The following is a 20,391-nucleotide window of genomic DNA, read 5'->3' as shown; positions in this document are numbered from 1 at the left end:
TATAGATAAATCGGCTCAATTCGTCCAGCCGCACCGCGCAAGACATGGCACTGCATGGCATGCTGCGACCGCTCACGCCTCGAGATCCGACTTCAGCCGGTCGATGATGCTGAGCGCATGACCGGCATACTGGCTGATCCAGCGATCATGGATCTGCTTGATCGGCAGCGCGTTGAGATGGTTCCAGCGCTCGCGGCCGTCGCGCCGCGCAACGATCAGGTCGGCCTCCTCCAATACGTTGAGATGCAGCATGACGGTGCAGCGATCGATGTCGGGAAAGGCCTCGCACAGCATGCCGGTCGTCTTCGGCGTGTCCTTCAGCTGATCCAGTATTTCACGCCGGCGCGGATGCGCCAGCGCCTTGAAAACATTGTCGTCTTGCGATCGGCTTGACATGTTATGTTTCTATAACATATTGTTGGGCCGATCAAGGGAAGGAGTTGTGGATATGTCACTTGGATTCAGCGTTTCCGGACGCATCGGCAAGCCGGTCGCCGACGTCTTCGACGCGGTCGTCAATCCGAAGAAACTGAGCGGCTATTTCACCACGATCGGCGGCGCCAGCGCCCCGCGGAAAGCTGGCGCCAGCGTCGTCTGGTGGGGCAAGGTGCCGGTCGAGGTCGACGAAGTGGTCAAGGACAGCCGCATCGTGCTGCGCTGGGATGCCACCGACGACGGCAAACCCGCCTACAAGACCCGCATCGAGATGAATTTCGAGCCGCTGGACGATGGCGGCACCTTCGTCACCATCGCCGAGAGCGGTTGGCAGGAAGGCGCGGTCGGCCTGAAGAAGTCCTACCTCAATTGCGAGGGCTGGTCGCAGATGCTGGCCTGCATGAAGGCCTATGTCGAGTACGGCATCAATTTGCGCGACGGCTACTACCGCAGCGAGATGAAGGGCGAACCCGCCAACGAGACCAATATCTGAGCGGCCCCCATATCTGAGCGCCAGGGAGCAAGACGGAGGTCAACGATGAAGAAAGTAACGCCATTCCTGATGTTCGAGGGCAAGGCCGAAGAGGCAATGACCCTCTATTGCGAGACCATTCCCGGCAGCAGCGTCCTTGACGTCACACGCTACGGCCCCGGCGAAGACGGCCCGGACGGCACGGTCAAGCTTGCGCGCGTGTCGATCGCCGGCCTGGAAGTCATGATCTTCAATACCCCCGTCAACCACGCTTTCACCTTCACGCCGTCGGTCTCGCTGTATGTGGACTGTTCCGCCGAGGACGAACTGGACCGGATTGTCGAGACACTGGCCAAGGACGGTGGATTTCTGATGCCGCCGACAATTACGGCTTCAGCTTCCGTTTCGCATGGCTCAACGACAGGTTCGGGGTCTCCTGGCAGGTCAATCTCGCATAACCAGCCTGGGCAAGGGCGACCAACAACAGCTGAACACGACAAGGGAGCCAGCAATGACCGCGACAATCACCGGCGGCATCAACATCGCCATGAAGGTGCCGCCGCACCAGTATGAGGCGACGATCGCCTTCTACCGCGACGTCGTCGGCCTGAAGCCCTTTACAGACAAGGCACCGGCCATCGGCTTCGAGCTTGGCCCCAACCGCTTGTGGATCGATAAGGCGCCGATGATGAGCCACGCCGAAGTGTGGCTGGAGCTGTTCACCAAGGATTTCCCCATGGCTGCGGATCATTTAGCCAAGGCTGGCGTTGTGCGTTGCGATGCCATCGAGCCACTGGGCGAGGGCTTCCGCGGCGGCTGGATCACCAACCCCGCCAACATCATCCACATGCTGCGCGAACCGGACGCCTGGTGAACGCCAAGCCTCGAAAGGAGCATCCGATGGACATCCGCGAAAAGCCAACCGCCGCGGCCGGCATGCTGATCCGGCGGCCTGTCGCCGATGTATTCGAGGCCATCGTCGATCCGGCCACAACCACGAAATTCTGGTTCACCCATGGCAGCGGCCGGCTGGACAGCGGCAAGCAAGTCCTCTGGGAGTGGCGCATGTACGGTGTCTCGACGACCATCGACGTCAGCGAGATCGTCGCGAATGAAAAGATCGTCATGCAATGGAGCGATCCGCCAACCACCGTGGTCTGGAGCTTCACCGAAATGCCAGGCGGTACGACCTTTCTCGAGGTTCGCAACTTCGGCTTTGCCGGCAATGGCGACGAGCAGGTAAAAGAAGCCATCGGCTCAACCGGCGGCTTCACGCTCGTGCTGGCCGGCGCCAAGGTCTGGCTTGAGCAGGGCCTGACGCTCGGCCTGATCGGCGACCGCCACCCGAAGGGCGTGCCGGCTAACTAAATCGGATCAACCTCGCCGCTTTTCCTGTTCGGTCACATGATGGCGAAGTACGCGATTGATTTCGGTTTGATAGCCACCGCCTCCGACATGTTCCTTAAACCAGGATAGCACATCGGCATCGAGCCTAATGGTGACCGGCTGCTTGAGTGGTCGGTAAAGATGTCCACGGCGAGCATGAATCCAGTTCTCGGCCGGAGCTTCTGGAATGTCCGAGGTATCAATCTCGCTGTCGGGCAAATCGGCCAGCTTGGCAAGTTGATTGCGCAGATCCTGGCTAAGGTCCTTCCTGTTCATAGCGCTTCCTTTCATGCGTTGTCGCTTTCCGAGCACCAACGATCCGAACCCGTTCTTCATCTTCGCGACCGGGGTAGGTATGCACAACCAGCAATACCGCGACAGCCTCAATCATCCCGATCGCGTGCCATCGTTGCTCACCATCTTCAAACCGGTCAGGCACGATGAGATGGAGCGGATCATCGAACACCTTTCGTGCAAGATCAAAGGCGATGCCGTGCTTGGCAAGATTGCGCCTCGCTTTTTCAGGATCCCATTCAAACTGCAAAGTAGCACCATCGACTACAGTATTGTATGTACAAATCCGTAAAAGTCAATCCAAACGCGGCATGCGCCCAAGCCCAAGCTCAGTGCCCGCCACCCGATTTCGCCTTCCTACGTCGCCGCGCCAGCATGTTGAGTCCCTCGACCAATGCCGAAAAGCCCATCGCCGCATAGATGTAGCCCTTGGGCACATGGTAGCCCATGCCGTCTGCGATCAGTGTCATGCCGATCATCAGAAGGAAGCCCAGCGCCAGCATGACAATGCTCGGGTTCTTGGCGATGAAGTTGGCCAGCGGCCCGGCCGCCAGCATCATCACGCTCACCGCCACGATCACGGCGATGTACATGATGGCGATCTCGTCGGTCATGCCGACGGCGGTGATGATCGAATCGATCGAGAAGACCAGGTCGAGCAGCAGGATCTGGAAGATCGCGCCGGCAAGGCTGATCTGCAGCGTCTCGCCCATCATCGTATCCTTGTGGTCGTCGGGATCGACCGTGTGATGGATCTCCTTGGTCGCCTTCCAGACCAGGAACAGGCCGCCGGCAATCAGGATCAGGTCGCGCCAGGAAAAACCGTGGCCGAAGGCCGTGAACACCGGCGTGGTCAGCTGGACGATGATCGAAATGGTGGCCAGCAGCACCAGCCGCATGATCAGCGCCGCCGAGATGCCGAGCCGGCGGGCACGGGCCCGTTGTGCTTCCGGCAGCTTGTTGGTCAGGATCGAGATGAAGATCAGGTTGTCGATGCCGAGCACGACCTCGAGCACAATCAGCGTCAGCAGCGCGACCCAGGCGGTCGGGTCGGACACGAATTGGAAATGCGGCGCCAGGAATTCGATGAGCTGCATGGAGGTCGTCCCCTCTTTTAACGATCTAGAGCAGTGTCGCCGGCAGTTAGGTACTAAGCGTGCCTATATCAATGTCAGGACCAGAAGGACGGTGCGGTTTCTTCCAGCCGTGGCCCGCGACGAAACGGCGCGATCCGCTCGGTCAGCCCTGTGCGGTCGGAAATATCGACGCCAACGCCGCACAAGGTCGCCGGTCCGGTCGCCGCCTCGAAGCGGCCTTTCGGCACCTTCGACAGGAACCGGTTGAGCGGCTCCTCCTTGTCCATGCCGAGCGAGGAATCGTAGTCCCCGCACATGCCGGCGTCGGACATATAACCGGTGCCGCCGTTGAGGACCTGGTGATCGCCGGTCGGCTGGTGGGTGTGGGTGCCGACGACGAGGCTGGCGCGGCCGTCGACGAAATGCGCGAAGCACATCTTTTCCGAGGTCGCCTCGGCGTGGAAGTCGATAATCACGGCATCCGCCTGCTCGCCGAGCGGACAGGCGGCAAGCTCGCGTTCGCCGGCCTGGAACGGATCGTCGAGCTCGGGATGCATGAACACCCGGCCCATGATGTTGGCGACCAGCACGCGCGCGCCGCTCCTGGCGATATAGACACCGGAGCCGCGCCCGGGCGTGCCCTTGGGAAAGTTGGAGGGACGCAGGAAGCGCTCTTCGCGCGGCGCGAAGGCGAGCGCGTCGCGTTGGTCCCAGACATGGTTGCCGGTGGTGACGACATCAGCACCAGCGGCGATCGTCTCGCGAAAGATATCTTCGGTGATGCCGAAGCCGCCCGCGGCGTTCTCGCCATTGACGATGACGAAATCGAGTTTGAAGTCGGAGATCAGGCCGGGCAGTTGTTCCCACACCGCCGTCCGTCCTGTCTTTCCAACCATGTCACCGAGGAAGAGAAGTCTCATATGATCCCGCACCGAAGGTCAGCGAAAGCTGCATGACGCCAGTGAAGATCATGCGTCCCTTGTACTTATCTACAATTTTGGCGCGAAGCGGCGCAACCCGCTCTCGGTCAGTATTTCCGGAATGACGACGTCATGTTCCTCATCCGGCACCATTGCCACCTCCTGGCAGTCGAAGGCGATGCCGACCAGCCGCGGCGGCTGTCCCTTGTCGATCAGCTTGGCGATGGCGCGGTCGTAATAGCCGGCACCATAGCCGATGCGATGGCCGCGCGCATCGAAAGCGGCGAGCGGCACCAGCATCACAGAGGGGTCGAGCACCTCGGCTTCCTCGTGAGGGCCGACCGTGCCGAAACCCATCTCGACCATCGGCGCGCCGCGCACCAGTTCGCGAAAGACAATGGTGGTCTTGTCGAGAATGGCCGGCAGGCAAAGCCGCGCGCCCTTTTCACGCAAGGCAAACATCAACGGCCGAACGTCGACTTCAGAACGCATCGGCCAGAAGCCGGAAACGATCTGGCCTGGCTCGACATGGAGATGATCGCGTGCCGTCTCTGCCATTTCAAGCGCGACCTCCACCCGCCAGAACTCATCGAGCGCATCGCGGCGTCCGAGGGCCTCACGGCGAAGTTGCTTTTTCAGGTCTTTGAGAGAGGTCATGCAGCCAGGGTAGAAAAGGTCAGATCTGGATGGAGTTTTGGGAGCGACGTTTTCCACCGCAATCATCCACCGAAATGCGGGACGCGTGGCAATAAGTGACGATCCACACAACCGGTGGAGAGAGCGATCCCGGGAACCTACAAAGTAGGTGGGCGCCGTGTGAGAAAACCCACGGGTCTTCCCAGGGACAGCTCCCTAAGGATCGTTAAGGCCCCGGGGAAAATGTTCTCCTGCCGGGAAGCACAGACCGTCCCGCCCAATATAGGCTGCCGGCCGGCTAAGCGCCAGTGAGACGGGCATATGTTTCCATCAGGGTTCAAGCCCATTCGTCGCGGCCGGCGCACCCTTGCACAGGGTGAGCCGCGTCCTTACGGTTGCCATGATCAACCGAGGAGCAAGAATGCGTTTCGAAGGCACGGCGGCCTATGTCGCCGACAAGGATCTGATGGTGGCCGTCAACGCGGCGATCGCGCTGGAGCGGCCCTTGCTGGTCAAGGGCGAGCCAGGCACCGGCAAGACGGAGCTGGCCCGCCAGGTGGCGTCAGCACTTGGCCTCGACCTCATCGAATGGCACGTCAAGTCGACCACCAGGGCGCAGCAGGGCCTTTACGAATATGACGCCGTCTCGCGCCTGCGCGACAGCCAGCTTGGCGACGAGCGCTTCAACGACATCAGGAACTACATCAAGCGCGGCAAGCTCTGGGAGGCGTTCGCCGCCGGCAGGAAGGTCGTGCTTTTGATCGACGAGATCGACAAGGCCGACATCGAATTCCCCAACGACCTCCTGCAGGAACTCGATCGGATGGAGTTCTTCGTCTACGAGACCGGCGAAACCATCCGCGCCGCCGTCAGGCCGATCGTCATCATCACCTCCAACAACGAGAAGGAGTTGCCGGACGCGTTCCTGCGCCGCTGCTTCTTCCACTACATCCGCTTTCCCGACGTCGACACGCTGCATAGAATCGTCGATGTCCACTATCCCGGCATCAAGCAGAACCTGGTGCGCGCGGCGCTGACCCAGTTCTACGAAATCCGCGACGTGCCCGGCTTGAAGAAGAAGCCGTCGACCTCCGAGGCGCTCGACTGGATAAGGCTGCTGGTCGCCGACGACATCGCGCCGGAAGATCTGCGCGCCGATCCGAAGAACGCCCTGCCCAAGTTGCATGGCGCATTGCTGAAGAACGAGCAGGACGTGCATTTGTTCGAGCGGCTGGCGTTCATGGCACGAAGGCAGCAATAGGTAGCAGCAGCGCTTTCGCTTCTGTGGACCGTTGCCAGCAGCCGAACAGGCAGGCAGCCTCGGCCAAACCTTCAGAGGAGATGACATGGCTGAGATTATCGTCCGCCCGCTCGCGCAGTCCGACCGCGCCGATTGGCGGCGGCTGTGGACCGACTACCTCACCTTCTATGAGACGAAGCTGCCGGAAGAGGTCTACGCCATCACCTGGAAGCGGCTGTTCACCGAAGGTGAGTTCGAGCCGAAAGGCTTCATCGCCACGCTGGACAGCAAGGCGGTTGGCCTCACCCACTATCTCTACCACCGCTCAGGCTGGTCGGAAAAAAACAACTGCTATCTGCAGGATCTGTTCGCCGACCCTGACGTGCGCGGCAAGGGCATTGGTGCTGCGCTGATCGAGGCAGTGAAACAGGAAGCCGAAAAAGTCGGCGTCAAGAACGTCTACTGGATGACACACGAGACCAACACCACCGCGCGCAAGCTCTACGACCATGTGGCGCGGCGCACGGGCTTCATTGAGTATGATCTGCTGTAGATAGACAATGTTCATCCCCTTCTTCCTCGAACTGAAGGCCGCGCGTGTTCCCGTTTCGCTCAGGGAATATCTGTCGCTGATGGAGGGACTGGAAGCCGGGTTGGTCGACTACGACGTCGAAGGCTTTTATTACCTCGCCCGTGCGGCGCTGGTGAAGGACGAGCGCCACATCGACCGCTTCGACCAAGTGTTCGCGCATGTCTTCAAGGGCATCGAAACACTGGGCGGGCCGGATGCCGTCGATGTCGCTGACATTCCCGAGGAATGGTTGCGCCGCCTCGCCGAAAAGCACCTGACCGACGAAGAGAAAAAGCTGGTCGAGGCGCTGGGCGGTTTCGAGAAACTGATGGAGACCTTGAAACAGCGGCTTGAAGAGCAAAAAGGCCGCCATCAGGGCGGCTCGAAATGGATCGGCACCGGCGGCACCTCGCCCTTCGGTGCCTATGGCTACAATCCCGAAGGTGTGCGTATCGGCCAGCATGAAAGCCGCAACCGCCGCGCGGTGAAGGTGTGGGACAGACGTGAGTTCAGGAATTTCGATGATGCCGTCGAACTCGGCACCCGCAACATCAAGATCGCGCTGAAGCGTTTGCGTCGCTGGGTGCGCGAAGGCGCCGAGGAGGAATTCGACCTGCCCGGCACCATCCACGCCACCGCCGAACATGGCTATCTCGACGTGCAGACGCGGCCCGAACGGCGCAACGCGGTGAAGCTTTTGATGTTCTTCGATGTCGGCGGCTCGATGGACGACCACATCAAGAGCGTCGAGGAGCTGTTCTCGGCCGCCCGCGCCGAATTCCGCCAGCTCGAATATTTTTACTTCCACAACTGCCTCTATGAGGGTGTGTGGAAGGATAATCGCCGCAGGCATGCCGAGGTGATTCCGACCTTCGACCTCCTCCACAAATATGGCCCGGACTACAAGGTGATCGTCGTCGGTGACGCCTCGATGAGCCCTTACGAGATCGCTCATCCCGGCGGTTCGGTCGAGCACTGGAATCCGGAGGCAGGCAGTGTCTGGCTCGGCCGTCTGCTGCAGCAATGGCCGAACGCGGTATGGCTGAACCCCGAAGACCCCAAGAACTGGGGCTACACCCATTCGATTGCGATGATCCGCGACATCTTCGGCGGCCGCATGTTCCCGCTGACTTTGGCCGGGCTTGAGGGCGCGACCAGGCAGCTTTCAAGAAAACACTGAAAGACTGACAGGAGATCCGATGACCTGCTTTCTCTGCCTGCAATGCGGCGTCCAGTTCGCGGCGACAGAGACGCCTCCAAAACATTGCCCGATCTGCGAGGACGAGCGCCAATATGTGCGCTGGGAAGGGCAGGCGTGGATCACGCCGGAGGAACTTGCTGAAGGGCATCGGCTTGTGATGAAGGATGATGCCGGCGTTCTCGCCTTCGGCATCGAGCCGCGCTTCGCCATCGGCCAGCGGGCGCTGCTGGCACAGACGCCACACGGCAACGTGCTGTGGGACTGCGTTTCGATGGTCAGCGACGAGGCGGTGGCCGAGATCAACCGCCGCGGCGGCCTGGCGGCGATCGCCATCTCGCACTGCCATTATTATTCGGTGATGGTCTGTTGGGGCGAGGCGTTTGGCGGTGTGCCGATTTATCTCCATGCCGATGACCGCCAATGGATCATGCAACCGCACAAGGCGATCGTCAGCTGGGAAGGCGAGACGCTGGCCATAAACCCTTCGCTGACGCTCATCCGCTGCGGTGGCCACTTTGCCGGCGGTCAGGTGCTGCACTGGAAACGCGATGGCGGCGACGTCTTGCTGGCCGGCGATATCCTGCAGGTGACGCCGACGCGCCGCCATGTCAGCTTCATGTACAGCTATCCGAACTACATTCCGCTCAATGCAGCGGCCGTGCGCCGCATCGCGGCGGCGCTGGAGCCATTCGCGTTCGACCATATCTACGGCGCGTGGTGGAACCAGAACATCATCGGGGGCGCAAAAGCGGCGTTGGCTGCTTCGGTCGATCGCTATCTGGCGGCGATCGCATGAGAACCCAATCGAAAATGCGGGAAAATGCCGTAACAAATGCCTATCTTGGTGCGAATATGAGGTTGCAATCCGCGCATGACCCCGAACCTCCGGTTCGGAAAGGAAAACCAAAGTGCTACAGCGTCCCTTGCGCGTCCGATGGACGCGCGGCGCTGTAGGAGCGAGCCGGCAAGGCTGAGGAGATCACATGGACACCCACACCTACCCTGTAACCCGCACCGACGCCGAATGGCGCGCCCGGCTGACGCCGGAGCAGTATGCCGTCATGCGCGGTCACGGCACCGAGCGGCCGGGAAGCTGCGCTTTGCTCTACGAGAAGCGCGCCGGCACCTTTTCCTGCGCCGGCTGCGACCAGCCTTTGTTCGAATCCAAGCTGAAGTTCGAGAGCGGCACCGGCTGGCCGAGCTTCAACGACCCGGTGCCGGGCTCGGTCGAAAACACCGTCGACCGCAGCTACGGCATGGTTCGCACCGAATGCCATTGCGCCCGCTGCGGCAGCCATCTCGGCCATGTCTTCGAGGACGGCCCGCCGCCGACCGGCCTGCGCTATTGCATCAACGGCGTGGCGCTGAAATTCGAGCCCTCGGCTTGAGCCATCCGGGTTCGACACTATAGGGCGGCATCTGTCGCCCTTTTCGTTTAAATATCCGTCGCCCCCCTCTGGGCAGACGATCAGACCACGATCATCGCCACCAGCCACAGCGTGGCGCCAAGCGTCATCATCCAGGCCTTGGCCCCGGGAATCTTTTCGGTGGTCCGCCACACCGCCAAGGTCAGGAACAGGCTGTAGGGCACCGACGCGAAATGCACTGCCAGCACAAGCCCGAGCGGCAACTTCAATCCGAGCAAGACGAGCGCCAGCACCGATGCGGCGATGCTGACCGCGGTGCCGACGAGGACAAGGTCGCGCCAGAACAGCCGATCGAGCGGCACCTGGCCTTGCCAGCGTGAGCGGAAAAAGGAGCCGATACCTTCTGGCAACACCGGATGTCTATCCCTGCCCCAGGACTTCGGTTACCGCACGCTCGAAGCGCGAACATTCGGTCACCAGCCAGTCGGCCATGGCTGGCCAGTTGTCCTCGGCATAGCAGTTCACCCGCCACATCGAATTGATGCCGAGGCCCTCGCAACTCTGTTCCGGCCTGAGCTTCAGCCTGTCTTCGATTTCACGCTGAAACGGCTTCAGCCGCGACCAGGCTTGCGTGGCGCCGAACTTCTCGTTGCGACCGAAGAAGACGCCGACCTGGCTCTGCGCCGGCGCGACATACATGGAAAGGACCAAGGCGAAGTCGGGCAGCCCGCGCTGCCAGAACCAGGGTCCGCGCCGCGCCATCAGAGCCCTTTCTTCCGGATGCCGCACAGCGAACAGCGTCCAGAAGCCGCGCTGGCGGAATTCAGAGGCGCGGCGGGCGCCGAAGTCGAATTCGCTCATGGCTCGATGCTCGCTCCGGCATCATGCTCGGCCCGAGCCTGTTTCGAAATTCGCTCTGGCGAGTCATATGGTGGTGGTTTCGAGAACCGGAGCGGAGCGTACTTAAAGTACGCGAGCACCGGAAGCGCAGAAAACGCCACCAGATGACCGCCGGAGTAGAATTTCCAGATAGTCTCTACACCATGCCGAGTGCGGCCTTATACAGATCGAGGATGGTTTCCTCTTCCTGCCGCTCGGCCTGGTCCTTCTTGCGCAGCCGGATGATCGTGCGCATCGCCTTGGTGTCGAACCCAGTGCCCTTGGCCTCGGCGAACACTTCCTTGATATCGTCGGAAATGGTTTTCTTCTCTTCCTCGAGCCGCTCTATGCGCTCGATGAAGGCACGCAGCTGGCCGGCGGCAACAGTCTGGCTGGTATCGGTGATATCGTCGGCCATATTTTTCTCCAAAAGCATCGGCTCCGCGACTCGCGGACGACTGCGGCAAAATTTGAGCCGGTTCGATGCCCGACCGGCGGCGACGGGTCAAGCCGTTATCGACCAAGCCACGCGGGCTGCCGCCAGAAGCCGACAACCAGTCCGTTTTGCGAACTCTAATTGAAAGCGATCAGCAGATCCTTGGCATCGATCTGGTCGCCTGCCTTGACCAGCACCTCGGCGACCGTACCGTCGCGCTCGGCATGCAGCGCCGTCTCCATCTTCATCGCTTCGATGGAAAGCAGCACGTCACCGGCCTTCACAGCCTGGCCGGCAGCCACCGAAAGCGCCGAGACGACGCCCGGCATCGGTGCGCCGACATGCGCCTCGTTGCCGGGTTCGGCCTTGCGGCGGGCCTTGGCGGCGGACGCGCCATGCGCCCGGTCGGGCACCTTGACACGACGCGGCTGGCCGTTGAGCTCGAAGAACACGGTGACCATGCCCTTTTCGTCGACATCGCCGATGGCAAGGCATCGGACCACCAGCGTCTTGCCTTTCTCGATGTCGACGAAGATCTCGTCTTCCGGCTTCATGCCGTAGAAATAGGTCGGCGTCGGCAGGACGCTGACCGGCCCATAGGTTTCCTGCGCTCCGGCGAAATCCGTAAACACCTTTGGATACATCAGCCACGAGGCGAATTCGAACTCCGACAGCTTGCGCTCGAGCTTCTCCTCGATTTCCTTGCGGTTGGCCTTTAGGTCGGCTGGCTTGAGCAGTGAGCCGGGCCGCACCGTGATCGGCTTGTCGCCCTTCAGCGCCTTCCCCTGCAGCGCCGCCGGCCACCCGCCTGGCGACTGGCCAAGGTCGCCGCGCAGCATCGAGACGACCGAATCCGGGAATGCGATATCCTTGTCCGGGTTTTCGACATCGGCAACGGTGAGATCCTGGCTGACCATCATCAATGCCATGTCGCCGACGACCTTGGAGGACGGCGTCACCTTGACGATGTCGCCGAACATCAGATTGACGTCGTGATAGGTCTGCGCCACCTCGTGCCAGCGCGTCTCCAGTCCGAGCGAGCGCGCCTGTTCCTTCAAATTGGTGAACTGCCCGCCCGGCATCTCGTGCAGATAGACTTCCGAAGCCGGCCCCTTGAGGTCGCTTTCAAAGGCGGCGTACTGGTTGCGCACCGCTTCCCAGTAGAACGAGATTTTCCTGATCCATTGCGGGTCGAGACCGGGGTCGCGTTCGGTGCCCTTCAGCGCCTCGACGAGCGAGCCAAGGCATGGCTGCGAGGTGTTGCCGGAGAAAGCATCCATCGCCGCGTCTATGGCGTCGACGCCGCTTTCCACCGCCGCCAGCACCGTCGCCGCCGACAGGCCCGACGTGTCGTGGGTGTGGAAATGGATCGGCAGGTCGGTCGCCTCGCGCAGCGCCTTGAACAGCACGCGTGCCGCCGCCGGCTTCAGCAGTCCGGCCATGTCCTTGACGGCAATGATGTGGGCGCCGGCCGCCTGCAATTCCCTGGCCAGGCCGACATAGTATTTGAGGTCGTATTTCGCCCGCGCCGGATCGAGGATGTCGCCGGTGTAGCAGATCGCCGCTTCGATCAGCTTACCCTCGGCGCCGACCGCATCCATGGCGACGCGCATATTGTCGACCCAGTTCAGGCAATCGAAGACCCGGAACAGGTCGATGCCACCGCTTGCTGCCTGCTTGACGAAATGCTGCACGACATTGTCGGGATAGTTGGTGTAGCCGACGCCATTGGCGCCGCGCAGTAGCATCTGCAACAGCAGATTGGGCGCCGCCTCGCGCACCAGCGACAGCCGCTCCCACGGATCCTCGGTGAGGAAGCGCATGGCGACGTCGAAGGTGGCGCCGCCCCAGCATTCCAGCGATAGAAGCTGCGGCAAGGCGCGCGCATACGTACCGGCGATGCCGGCAATGTCATGCGTACGCATGCGCGTCGCGAGCAGCGATTGATGGCCGTCGCGCATCGTCGTGTCGGTGACCAACACCTCTTTCTGGTCGCGCATCCAGGCGGCGAACTTCTCCGGCCCGAGCACATCCAGCTTCTGCTTGCTGCCGCCGGGCACATTGCCGTTGAGGTAAGGCACCACGGGCGCCGCGGCATCGGCCTTCGGCTGCGGCCGGCCGCGCGTCTCGGGATGGCCGTTGACGCTGACGTCGGCGAGATAGTTGATGAGCTTGGTGGCGCGATCCTGGCGCTTGACCTGCTGGAACAGTTCCGGCGTCGTGTCGATGAACTTGGTCGTGTAGGAATTATCGGCGAAGCTCGGATGGTTGATGATCGCTTCGAGGAAGGTCAGATTGGTGGCGACGCCGCGGATGCGGAACTCGCGCAGCGCCCGGTTCATGCGGGCGATCGTCTCGGCCGGCGTCGGCGCCCACGCCGTCACCTTCTCCAGCAGCGGATCGTAGAAGCGGGTGATGACAGCGCCCGAATAGGCGGTGCCGCCATCGAGGCGGATGCCGAAGCCTGTTGCGCCGCGATAGGCGGTGATGCGTCCGTAGTCGGGGATGAAATTGTGCTCGGGGTCTTCCGTGGTGATGCGGCACTGCAGCGCGTGGCCGTTCAGCCTTATGTCCTTCTGCGCCGGCACGCCTGATTCCGGTGTGCCGATGGCAAAGCCGTCGAGGATATGGATCTGCGCCTTGACGATATCGATGCCGGTCACCTGCTCGGTGACGGTGTGCTCGACCTGGATGCGCGGGTTGACCTCGATGAAATAGAATTTGCCGGTGTCGGCGTCCTGCAGGAACTCGACCGTGCCGGCGCCGATATAACTGGTCTCGCGGGCGATCTTCAGCGCATGGCCGCAAAGCTCCTCGCGCTGCGACATTTCGAGGTAGGGCGCCGGCGCCCGCTCGACGACCTTCTGGTTGCGGCGCTGGATCGAACAGTCGCGCTCGAACAGGTGCACCGCATTGCCATGGGTGTCGCCCAGCACCTGCACCTCGACATGGCGCGCGCGCTCGATCAGCTTTTCGAGATAGACCTCGTCCTTGCCGAAGGCGGCCTTCGCCTCGCGCTTGCCTTCCGTGACTTCACGGGCAAGGTCGGCTTCGGCGCGGATGGCGCGCATGCCGCGGCCGCCGCCGCCCCATGATGCCTTCAGCATCACCGGATAGCCGATTTCCTTTGCCAGTTTCTTGACCTCGTCCATGTCGTCCGGCAACGGATCTGTGGCGGGGATCACCGGCACGCCGAGTTCGATGGCGAGGTTGCGCGCGGCGACCTTGTTGCCGAGCCGCCGCATCGTGTCCGGCTTCGGCCCGATGAAGGTGATGCCGGCCTCGGCACAGGCGTCGGCGAATTCGGGGCTTTCCGACAAAAGGCCGTAGCCCGGATGAATGGCATCGGCGCCCGAAAGCCTGGTGACGCGGATCACCTCCTCGATCGACAGATAGCTTTCGATCGGTCCCATGTCCCGGGTCAGATGCGGCCCACGCCCAACCTGGTAGCTCTCGTCGGCCTTGAAACGGTGCAGGGAGTATTTGTCCTCCTCGGCCCAGATCGCCACGGTTTTGAGGCCGAGTTCGTTGGCCGCGCGAAAGACGCGAATGGCGATTTCGGACCGGTTGGCGACGAGGATCTTCGTGATGGCCAAGGACTGGGCTCCAGCAACGGAAGGAAGAGAAATCGGCGCAATGATTAGCGTGAAAATGCTGCAGTGCAAACAAATTTGACGCACATTTAAACCGATTGAAATGGAATCATTGCGCCAGAGGCCTTCGCATTCATCCAAACAGCCAGAAAAAGCGCCGGCTCTGCCGTGACGCGCGATCATTCCCGGCTAAGGGACCCGGCTCCATCGGCCGCCCCTGATGACAAAAAGAAAATGCCCGGCGCGAGGCGCCGGGCATCCGTAAACGGTCTGGAGACTGACGAGTCTTACATCTTCTGGATGTAGGTGTACTTGCCGTCGTCGCCCTTCTTCCATTCGTACATCACGTAGCCGGGCAGCGTGGGGTCGCCCTTGGCGTCATAGGACAGATCGCCGAGCACGGTCTTGAACGGGCCGTTTTCATGCAGCGCCTTGGCAACTGCCTGCGGATCGTTCGACTTGGCAGCGGTCGCTGCCTCGGCGATAGCCTGCACGGCGGCGTAGGAGTAGAGCGTGTAGGCTTCAGGTTCGAAACCCTGCGCGCGGAACTTCTCGACGAGTTCCTTGTTGGCGGGGATCAGGCGCGGATCCGGGCCGAACGTGTTGAGCGTGCCCGCAACCGCGTCACCCGCGATCGAAGCCAGTTCGTTCGACACGATGCCGTCGCCGGAGACCAGCGTCGCCTTGAGGCCCTGGTCGGCCGCCTGGCGGATGATCAGGCCGGCTTCGGTGTGCAGGCCGCCCCAATAGATGATCGAAACGCCGGCTTCCTTCATCTTGGCGATCAGCGCCGAGAAGTCCTTGTCGCCGACATTGATGCCTTCATACATGACTTCCGTCAGGCCCTTGGCATTCATTGCCTTCTTGGTTTCGTCGGCAAGGCCCTGGCCGTAGGTGGTCTTGTCGTGCACGACGGCGATCTTGGCGTCCTTGAAGTTCGCGGCGAGATAAGCGCCGGCAATGCTGCCCTGCTGGTCATCGCGTCCGCAGGTGCGGAACACGTTCCACAGACCGCGCTCGGTAAACTGCGGGTTGGTAGCGGCCGGCGTCACTTCGACGATGCCGTTTTCCGCATAGACTTCCGATGCCGGGATCGAGACGCCCGAGTTGAAGTGGCCGACCACGAACTTGACACCGTCGCCGACGAACTTGTTGGCGACCGAGATACCCTGCTTCGGATCGGAAACGTCGTCGCCGACCTCAAGCTTGATCTGCTCGCCATTGATGCCGCCCTTGGCATTGATGTCGGCGACAGCAGCTTCCGCGCCCTTCTGAAGCTGCGCGCCGAAGGCGGCGTTCGGACCGGTGATCGGACCTGCGACGCCGAACATGACGTCAGCCCACGCGTTGCCGCCGAACGCGACCAGCGCGGTCAGGGCGACGGCGGACAAAAGTGACTTTTTCATTTAAAACGCTCCCATTAACGGAGTGGGCGTGGATGAAGCTTTCATGCGATGCCCACCCTTATCGCAGAAAGCATAGTTTGCCGATTTTCAGGCACTTGTCACGCCGATTCAATTTCGAGGCGGCGTTAATGATGAACGTCAACCTTTCGGTTTCCAGCTCAAGAGTGAAGCTCTTTCGTAGAGCCAATTATACTGTGTCACCATCTGGTTGGTGCGCGTGTATTGATAGCCGACGAAGCCGAGGATCATCAGCACGATGGTGTCGACGACATAATAGTGCAGCGAGAACATGGTGCCGCCGAACAGCGCGTGATGGATGAAGCGGATCGCGATGCCGAGGCCCAGCATATAGGCGAACAGCTGGATGAAGCTGCGCCACGTCTGAGCACTGGCCTTGCCCGTCATCCACGCCGCCCAGCCGCCGAGCAGACAGGTGACGAAGAAGAACTGCCAGATCGAGGGTTCCTCGTAAAGAATGCCCTGCATGGTGAAGTCTCCTTAGCATGATCCCGAAAAGTTGCGGACTTTCCGGACAAGATCATGCGACAAACAAACAATCTGGAGCGGAATGGCGAATGCACGCATTCCGCTCCGAACTCAGTGGTGTCCGCCTTCGAGATAGGCGGCGCGCACTTCCGGATTGGCGAGCAGCTCCTTGCCGGTGCCGCTCATCGTCACATTGCCGTTGACCATGACGTAGCCGCGCGTGGCGAGCTTGAGCGCGCCGAAGGCGTTCTGCTCGACCAGGAACACGGTCAGCCCCTGGGTGCGGTTCAGTTCGCGGATGGCGTCGAAGATCTGCTTGACGATCAGCGGCGCGAGACCCAGCGACGGCTCGTCGAGCAAAAGCAGCTTCGGTCGTGCCATCAGCGCGCGTCCGATCGACAGCATCTGCTGCTCACCGCCCGACAGCGTGCCGCCGCGCTGGGTGATGCGCTCTTTCAAACGCGGGAACAGCGTGAACACCTTCTCGACGTCCTCGTCATAATGCTTGAGGTTGTCGAGGCTGGCGCCCATCTGCAGGTTTTCCATCACCGTCATGCGCGGAAAGATCCGCCGGCCCTCGGGCGACTGGGCAATGCGCATGCGCGCGATCTCGTGCGTCGGCATCTGGGTTATGTCGGTGCCGGCAAAGGTGATGGTGCCGGCGCGAGCCCGCGGCGCGCCGAAAATGGTCATCATCAGCGTCGACTTGCCGGCGCCATTGGCACCGATCAGCGCCACGATCTCACCTTCCTTCACAGTGACATCGACGCCGTTCAAGGCTCGGATGTTGCCGTAGTAAGTCTGCACGCCCTTGATATCGAGCAGCGTTGTCGCGGCCATCACTTGCCCCCTCCACGCTTGCCCGCCGCGGTCTTGCTCGCGGTCTTTCCGGAGGCTGCCTTTGCAGTCTTTGCGGAAGCATGGCTTGTCGCCACCTTGCCCGCGTCGACGCGGCGCGAGAATTCCGTGTCCTTGCCCTGGCCGAGCAGCCTGGCCTGTTTGACCCATTCCTCGCGCGCGATACGTCCGTCAAAGGCGAGATAGGCTTCGGCGGCCTCGACGTCGGCCTTTTTCCAGGCGCCGATCTGGTCGAAGTGGAAGATGCCGTGATCGTTGAGCTTCTTCTCGTTGACCGTACCGATGCCCTTGATGCGGGTCAAATTGTCGGCCTTGCCGCCGCGAGGCGCAGCCAGCCGGTTGGAGATCTCTCCAGCCTTCGCCGGGGCCTTGGCTGTAGGCTTGGCCGATGCGGTCGACTTCGCCGCCGTGCCGGTTGCCGCCTTTGACGCCGCTTTCGGAGCAGGCTTTGCCTTCGCCGCCGGCACGGCTGCCAGCGAGGCTGCCTTGTTTGCCGCGGCGAGCGACCTGGCGTCGACCTGACCGGCCTTTGACGCTCCCTTGGCCACCGTAACCCGCTCGCCCGAACTATGGCCGACAGTGTCGGTCACCGGCCCGGCGAGATAGGACGACGATGTTCCCGGACCATGCGCGGCATCCGGCCCTGTATCGAGCTGTTCGATGACATCTTCGTCGCCGACTTCGGTGAGGACCGCCTCGACTTCCTCGTCGTCGACGCCGAGATAGGCGGCGATGACGCGCGGATCTGTGCGTACCGACTGCGGACTGCCGTCGGAAATCTTGCGGCCGTACTCCAGCACCACGACATGGTCGGATATCTGCATGACCACCGACATGTCATGCTCGATCAACAGGATCGAGGTGCCGGATGTGTTCTTGATGTCGATCAGCAGCTCGTTGAGCGCCGCCGATTCCTTCGGATTGAGGCCGGCCGCCGGTTCATCGAGGCACAGAAGCTCGGGTCCCGTGCACATGGCGCGAGCGATTTCGAGACGGCGCTGCGCGCCATAGGGCAGGTCGCCGGCCGGGTCGTCGGCACGGTCGACAAGATCGGCCTTTTCCAGCCAATGCTTGGCGAGCTCCACCGATTCGGCCGAGGCCTTGCGATAGCCGCTGAAGCCGAACAGGCCAAGCACCGTGTAGCCCGATGCCTTCATCAGTTTGTTGTGCTGGGCGACCAGCAGGTTCTCCAGCAGGGTCATGCCGGAGAACAGGCGGATGTTCTGGAAGGTGCGCGCCACCTTGGCGCGCGCCGGGATTTCATGGTTGGGCAGCCGCTCGAGCAGGAAGGTCGAACCATCGTTCCGGTTGAGCGTGATCATGCCTTCCGAGGGCTTGTAGAAGCCGGTGATGCAGTTGAACACCGTGGTCTTGCCGGCGCCATTGGGGCCGATCAGCGCGGTGATCTCGCCGCGCTTGGCGGCGAAAGACAGATCGCCGATGGCCACCAGACCACCGAACTTCATCGACAGATGATCGACCTGCAGGATAGCGTCGTTCGTGCCCGAAGTGGCTTTCTGAACAGGGTTCGCATTCATCAGCCGTGTCCCTCCTTGGTGAAGGAGCTTGAGACAGCCTTTCGCTCCTTGAGGAAGGCGGTTGGTTCACGACTGCCGACGAAGCCGCGCGGCTTCCACAGCATGACGATGACCATGGCCATGCCGAACAGAAGCATGCGGTAGAGTTCCGGTGTGAAGTCCGGTCCGAAGACCTGCTTGAGGAAGTCGAGTTCGCGCAACGCCTCGGTACCGCCGATCATCACCATTGCGGCGACCGCGATGCCGACCAGCGAGCCCATGCCACCGAGAACGACGATGGCCAGGATGATGGCCGATTCCAGGAAGACGAAGGATTCCGGGCTGACGAAGCCCTGCCGTGCGGCGAAGAACGCGCCGGCGAAGCCGCCGAACATCGCACCCGTGGCAAAGGCTGTAAGCTTCGTAGTGGTGGTGTTGATGCCGAGCGAACGGCAGGCGATCTCGTCCTCCCGCAACGCTTCCCAGGCACGGCCGACCGGCATGCGCCGCAGCCGGATGGTAACGAAGGCTGTCAGCAGCGCCAGCGCCAGGATCAGGTAATAGAGGAAGATCTTGTAGTAGGCGCTCGATGTCGCGAGATGCAGCACCTTGGCGATGTAATTGGGGTCCGACACGTTGAAGGTCATCAGGCCGAAGAAGGTGACCTTCGGAATGCCGGAAATACCGGCCGAACCGTTGGTGACCTCACGCCAGTTGATCAGGACCAGGCGGATGATCTCACCGAAAGCCAAGGTGACGATCGCCAGATAGTCGCCACGCAGGCGCAGCACCGGAAAACCGAGCAGCACGCCCCAGAAGGCGGCCATGGCGCCGGCGGCCGGCAAAAGGATCCAGAACGACAGGCCGTATTGCGTGCCGAGCAGCGCATAGGCATAGGCGCCGACCGCGTAGAAAGCGACATAACCGAGGTCGAGCAGGCCGGCGAGGCCGACGACAATGTTCAGGCCCCAGGCCAGCATCACATAGATCAGGATCTGGATGCCGAAATTGTCGACCCATTTCAGCGAACCTTGCAGACCGCCGACGAACGACCAGGACATCAGCGACAGGATCGCCACTACCAGGATCGGATAGAGGATCAGCGCGGCAATGCCGAGTTTGGTGAAGTTAGCATGGATGAAGCCCCGGAAATAATAGATCACGCAGGCCAGCACATAGATGACTGCCAGGGCGCGCAGGAACTGCAGATAGCCCGCCGGCTCGGCTCCCACCCATCCGACGAGAGAGCTGTTGACCGCAAACAACACCACCGCCGCGACCAAGGCCACGATGAAGGCCGGCAACTGGAAGAAGCGTGACGCCACGCTGGCCGGCAGCAGGCCGGTGGCGACGTCGGTGATCTTCTGGTTGGCGAGGAAGGGCTGGCCATAAGCGACATAGAGGAAGCGCCCGACAGCCGTGGCGATCACCACGGCGGCAAGCAGGCCCCAGCGTGTCGTCAGGACCAGTTCATTGGAAATGTTCTGGCCGGTCTTCAGGCCGATGAACAGCACGAACAGGCCGAACGATATGGCAGCGGCATAAAGTGCCTCGCGCAACGCGCGCTGCATGGGGGTGGCGACGGTGTCGCGCTCCGGAGATACGGTGACGGCCATAG

24 protein-coding genes and 1 other RNA gene are annotated in these 20,391 nt (G+C 61.7%); 9 read left to right on the top strand and 16 right to left on the bottom strand.

All coding sequences use genetic code 11. From position 1 onward, the window contains the following. Nucleotides 1-72: 72 nt before the first annotated feature. Nucleotides 73-396, bottom strand: a complete 324-nt coding sequence (locus NKJ00_RS06175) for an ArsR/SmtB family transcription factor (protein WP_352629176.1) — start codon at nucleotides 394-396, stop codon at nucleotides 73-75. Between the two features lie 52 nt (nucleotides 397-448). Here NKJ00_RS06175 and NKJ00_RS06170 point away from each other — a divergent pair, with 52 nt between their 5' ends. The 4 genes from NKJ00_RS06170 to NKJ00_RS06155 are packed head-to-tail and all read left to right on the top strand — an operon-like array spanning nucleotide 449 to nucleotide 2,275. Beyond that, nucleotides 449-928: an SRPBCC domain-containing protein gene (locus NKJ00_RS06170; RefSeq protein WP_352629174.1), complete on the top strand. Its 480-nt coding sequence runs from the start codon at nucleotides 449-451 to the stop codon at nucleotides 926-928. Between the two features lie 45 nt (nucleotides 929-973). After that, nucleotides 974-1,480 (top strand): VOC family protein, encoded by a 507-nt coding sequence (locus NKJ00_RS06165; protein ID WP_352629172.1) that lies wholly within the window; start codon nucleotides 974-976, stop codon nucleotides 1,478-1,480. Continuing rightward, nucleotides 1,419-1,781 (top strand): glyoxalase/bleomycin resistance/dioxygenase family protein, encoded by a 363-nt coding sequence (locus NKJ00_RS06160; protein ID WP_023811820.1) that lies wholly within the window; start codon nucleotides 1,419-1,421, stop codon nucleotides 1,779-1,781. The genes NKJ00_RS06165 and NKJ00_RS06160 overlap by 62 nt, the downstream gene beginning before the upstream one ends. Before the next feature lie 26 nt (nucleotides 1,782-1,807). After that, nucleotides 1,808-2,275, top strand: a complete 468-nt coding sequence (locus tag NKJ00_RS06155; RefSeq protein ID WP_352629170.1) for an SRPBCC family protein — start codon at nucleotides 1,808-1,810, stop codon at nucleotides 2,273-2,275. Nucleotides 2,276-2,281: 6 nt separating this feature from the next. On the opposite strand, the gene NKJ00_RS06150 is transcribed toward NKJ00_RS06155, so the two are convergent. The 6 genes from NKJ00_RS06150 to ssrS form a co-directional block, all read right to left on the bottom strand. Continuing rightward, on the bottom strand, nucleotides 2,282-2,569 hold the full coding sequence (locus NKJ00_RS06150) for a BrnA antitoxin family protein (protein WP_023811818.1): 288 nt from the start codon (nucleotides 2,567-2,569) through the stop codon (nucleotides 2,282-2,284). Next, complete coding sequence (locus tag NKJ00_RS06145; protein WP_081734874.1) at nucleotides 2,550-2,837, bottom strand: BrnT family toxin; 288 nt, start codon at nucleotides 2,835-2,837, stop codon at nucleotides 2,550-2,552. Before NKJ00_RS06145 ends, NKJ00_RS06150 begins: the two co-directional genes overlap by 20 nt. A gap of 79 nt (nucleotides 2,838-2,916) precedes the next feature. After that, on the bottom strand, nucleotides 2,917-3,684 hold the full coding sequence (locus NKJ00_RS06140) for a TerC family protein (RefSeq protein WP_031213449.1): 768 nt from the start codon (nucleotides 3,682-3,684) through the stop codon (nucleotides 2,917-2,919). A gap of 74 nt (nucleotides 3,685-3,758) precedes the next feature. Then, on the bottom strand, nucleotides 3,759-4,583 hold the full coding sequence (locus NKJ00_RS06135) for a TIGR00282 family metallophosphoesterase (protein WP_023811815.1): 825 nt from the start codon (nucleotides 4,581-4,583) through the stop codon (nucleotides 3,759-3,761). Between the two features lie 69 nt (nucleotides 4,584-4,652). Continuing rightward, entirely contained in the window at nucleotides 4,653-5,240 is a 588-nt protein-coding gene (locus tag NKJ00_RS06130) for a 5-formyltetrahydrofolate cyclo-ligase (protein WP_128305328.1), read from the bottom strand. Between the two features lie 96 nt (nucleotides 5,241-5,336). Continuing rightward, nucleotides 5,337-5,492: non-coding RNA, 6S RNA (ssrS, locus tag NKJ00_RS06125), on the bottom strand. A 148-nt stretch (nucleotides 5,493-5,640) separates the two neighbouring features. Between ssrS and NKJ00_RS06120 the strand changes: the two genes are divergently transcribed. The 5 genes from NKJ00_RS06120 to msrB all read left to right on the top strand — a co-directional run bounded on the left by NKJ00_RS06120 (nucleotide 5,641) and on the right by msrB (nucleotide 9,619). Further along, nucleotides 5,641-6,480: an AAA family ATPase gene (locus tag NKJ00_RS06120; RefSeq protein WP_023811813.1), complete on the top strand. Its 840-nt coding sequence runs from the start codon at nucleotides 5,641-5,643 to the stop codon at nucleotides 6,478-6,480. Between the two features lie 85 nt (nucleotides 6,481-6,565). Then, entirely contained in the window at nucleotides 6,566-7,012 is a 447-nt protein-coding gene (locus NKJ00_RS06115) for a GNAT family N-acetyltransferase (protein ID WP_352629168.1), read from the top strand. A 7-nt stretch (nucleotides 7,013-7,019) separates the two neighbouring features. Next, complete coding sequence (locus tag NKJ00_RS06110) at nucleotides 7,020-8,210, top strand: vWA domain-containing protein (protein ID WP_352629166.1); 1,191 nt, start codon at nucleotides 7,020-7,022, stop codon at nucleotides 8,208-8,210. Between the two features lie 19 nt (nucleotides 8,211-8,229). Beyond that, a complete protein-coding gene (locus tag NKJ00_RS06105; RefSeq protein ID WP_352629164.1) occupies nucleotides 8,230-9,027 on the top strand; it encodes an MBL fold metallo-hydrolase in 798 nt (265 codons plus the stop codon). Nucleotides 9,028-9,214: 187 nt separating this feature from the next. After that, nucleotides 9,215-9,619: a peptide-methionine (R)-S-oxide reductase MsrB gene (gene msrB / locus NKJ00_RS06100; protein WP_127270383.1), complete on the top strand. Its 405-nt coding sequence runs from the start codon at nucleotides 9,215-9,217 to the stop codon at nucleotides 9,617-9,619. 80 nt (nucleotides 9,620-9,699) lie between these two features. Here the strand turns inward: msrB and NKJ00_RS06095 are convergent, their stop codons facing one another. The 9 genes from NKJ00_RS06095 to livM form a co-directional block, all read right to left on the bottom strand. Continuing rightward, a complete protein-coding gene (locus NKJ00_RS06095) occupies nucleotides 9,700-10,011 on the bottom strand; it encodes a hypothetical protein (protein ID WP_127270382.1) in 312 nt (103 codons plus the stop codon). A gap of 7 nt (nucleotides 10,012-10,018) precedes the next feature. Further along, a complete protein-coding gene (locus tag NKJ00_RS06090) occupies nucleotides 10,019-10,459 on the bottom strand; it encodes a hypothetical protein (protein ID WP_352629162.1) in 441 nt (146 codons plus the stop codon). A gap of 175 nt (nucleotides 10,460-10,634) precedes the next feature. After that, on the bottom strand, nucleotides 10,635-10,895 hold the full coding sequence (locus tag NKJ00_RS06085; protein WP_013529099.1) for a DUF2312 domain-containing protein: 261 nt from the start codon (nucleotides 10,893-10,895) through the stop codon (nucleotides 10,635-10,637). Nucleotides 10,896-11,050: 155 nt separating this feature from the next. Then, nucleotides 11,051-14,509 (bottom strand): pyruvate carboxylase, encoded by a 3,459-nt coding sequence (pyc, locus tag NKJ00_RS06080; protein ID WP_352629160.1) that lies wholly within the window; start codon nucleotides 14,507-14,509, stop codon nucleotides 11,051-11,053. Nucleotides 14,510-14,793: 284 nt separating this feature from the next. Continuing rightward, nucleotides 14,794-15,912 (bottom strand): branched-chain amino acid ABC transporter substrate-binding protein, encoded by a 1,119-nt coding sequence (locus tag NKJ00_RS06075; RefSeq protein WP_127296222.1) that lies wholly within the window; start codon nucleotides 15,910-15,912, stop codon nucleotides 14,794-14,796. Nucleotides 15,913-16,050: 138 nt separating this feature from the next. Then, complete coding sequence (locus NKJ00_RS06070; RefSeq protein ID WP_023811804.1) at nucleotides 16,051-16,398, bottom strand: DUF6867 family protein; 348 nt, start codon at nucleotides 16,396-16,398, stop codon at nucleotides 16,051-16,053. 111 nt (nucleotides 16,399-16,509) lie between these two features. Continuing rightward, the gene (locus NKJ00_RS06065) at nucleotides 16,510-17,238 is read right to left on the bottom strand and encodes an ABC transporter ATP-binding protein (RefSeq protein WP_127296224.1); all 729 of its coding nucleotides are present in this window, start codon (nucleotides 17,236-17,238) and stop codon (nucleotides 16,510-16,512) included. Then, nucleotides 17,238-18,794, bottom strand: a complete 1,557-nt coding sequence (locus NKJ00_RS06060; protein ID WP_352629158.1) for an ATP-binding cassette domain-containing protein — start codon at nucleotides 18,792-18,794, stop codon at nucleotides 17,238-17,240. The genes NKJ00_RS06065 and NKJ00_RS06060 overlap by 1 nt, the downstream gene beginning before the upstream one ends. Next, nucleotides 18,794-20,389 (bottom strand): high-affinity branched-chain amino acid ABC transporter permease LivM, encoded by a 1,596-nt coding sequence (livM, locus tag NKJ00_RS06055; protein ID WP_023811802.1) that lies wholly within the window; start codon nucleotides 20,387-20,389, stop codon nucleotides 18,794-18,796. Before livM ends, NKJ00_RS06060 begins: the two co-directional genes overlap by 1 nt. Between the last annotated feature and the right edge of the window lie 2 nt (nucleotides 20,390-20,391).

The sequence above is a fragment of the Mesorhizobium sp. M0227 genome (assembly GCF_040321855.1).
Lineage (GTDB): Bacteria > Pseudomonadota > Alphaproteobacteria > Rhizobiales > Rhizobiaceae > Mesorhizobium.
Note: the sequence above shows the minus strand (reverse complement) of the source record. Positions and strands in the feature narration are given on the sequence as shown.

Excerpts from the sequence above, each read along its gene's own strand:
- NKJ00_RS06175 (WP_352629176.1), bottom strand. The coding sequence starts at position 396 with ATGTCAAGCCGATCGCAAGACGACAATGTTTTCAAGGCGCTGGCGCAT.
- NKJ00_RS06170 (WP_352629174.1), top strand. The coding sequence starts at position 449 with ATGTCACTTGGATTCAGCGTTTCCGGACGCATCGGCAAGCCGGTCGCC.
- NKJ00_RS06165 (WP_352629172.1), top strand. The coding sequence starts at position 974 with ATGAAGAAAGTAACGCCATTCCTGATGTTCGAGGGCAAGGCCGAAGAG.
- NKJ00_RS06160 (WP_023811820.1), top strand. The coding sequence starts at position 1,419 with ATGACCGCGACAATCACCGGCGGCATCAACATCGCCATGAAGGTGCCG.
- NKJ00_RS06155 (WP_352629170.1), top strand. The coding sequence starts at position 1,808 with ATGGACATCCGCGAAAAGCCAACCGCCGCGGCCGGCATGCTGATCCGG.
- NKJ00_RS06150 (WP_023811818.1), bottom strand. The coding sequence starts at position 2,569 with ATGAACAGGAAGGACCTTAGCCAGGATCTGCGCAATCAACTTGCCAAG.
- NKJ00_RS06140 (WP_031213449.1), bottom strand. The coding sequence starts at position 3,684 with ATGCAGCTCATCGAATTCCTGGCGCCGCATTTCCAATTCGTGTCCGAC.
- NKJ00_RS06135 (WP_023811815.1), bottom strand. The coding sequence starts at position 4,583 with ATGAGACTTCTCTTCCTCGGTGACATGGTTGGAAAGACAGGACGGACG.
- NKJ00_RS06130 (WP_128305328.1), bottom strand. The coding sequence starts at position 5,240 with ATGACCTCTCTCAAAGACCTGAAAAAGCAACTTCGCCGTGAGGCCCTC.
- NKJ00_RS06120 (WP_023811813.1), top strand. The coding sequence starts at position 5,641 with ATGCGTTTCGAAGGCACGGCGGCCTATGTCGCCGACAAGGATCTGATG.
- NKJ00_RS06115 (WP_352629168.1), top strand. The coding sequence starts at position 6,566 with ATGGCTGAGATTATCGTCCGCCCGCTCGCGCAGTCCGACCGCGCCGAT.
- NKJ00_RS06110 (WP_352629166.1), top strand. The coding sequence starts at position 7,020 with ATGTTCATCCCCTTCTTCCTCGAACTGAAGGCCGCGCGTGTTCCCGTT.
- NKJ00_RS06105 (WP_352629164.1), top strand. The coding sequence starts at position 8,230 with ATGACCTGCTTTCTCTGCCTGCAATGCGGCGTCCAGTTCGCGGCGACA.
- msrB (WP_127270383.1), top strand. The coding sequence starts at position 9,215 with ATGGACACCCACACCTACCCTGTAACCCGCACCGACGCCGAATGGCGC.
- NKJ00_RS06090 (WP_352629162.1), bottom strand. The coding sequence starts at position 10,459 with ATGAGCGAATTCGACTTCGGCGCCCGCCGCGCCTCTGAATTCCGCCAG.
- NKJ00_RS06085 (WP_013529099.1), bottom strand. The coding sequence starts at position 10,895 with ATGGCCGACGATATCACCGATACCAGCCAGACTGTTGCCGCCGGCCAG.
- NKJ00_RS06075 (WP_127296222.1), bottom strand. The coding sequence starts at position 15,912 with ATGAAAAAGTCACTTTTGTCCGCCGTCGCCCTGACCGCGCTGGTCGCG.
- NKJ00_RS06070 (WP_023811804.1), bottom strand. The coding sequence starts at position 16,398 with ATGCAGGGCATTCTTTACGAGGAACCCTCGATCTGGCAGTTCTTCTTC.
- NKJ00_RS06065 (WP_127296224.1), bottom strand. The coding sequence starts at position 17,238 with ATGGCCGCGACAACGCTGCTCGATATCAAGGGCGTGCAGACTTACTAC.
- NKJ00_RS06060 (WP_352629158.1), bottom strand. The coding sequence starts at position 18,794 with ATGAATGCGAACCCTGTTCAGAAAGCCACTTCGGGCACGAACGACGCT.
- livM (WP_023811802.1), bottom strand. The coding sequence starts at position 20,389 with ATGGCCGTCACCGTATCTCCGGAGCGCGACACCGTCGCCACCCCCATG.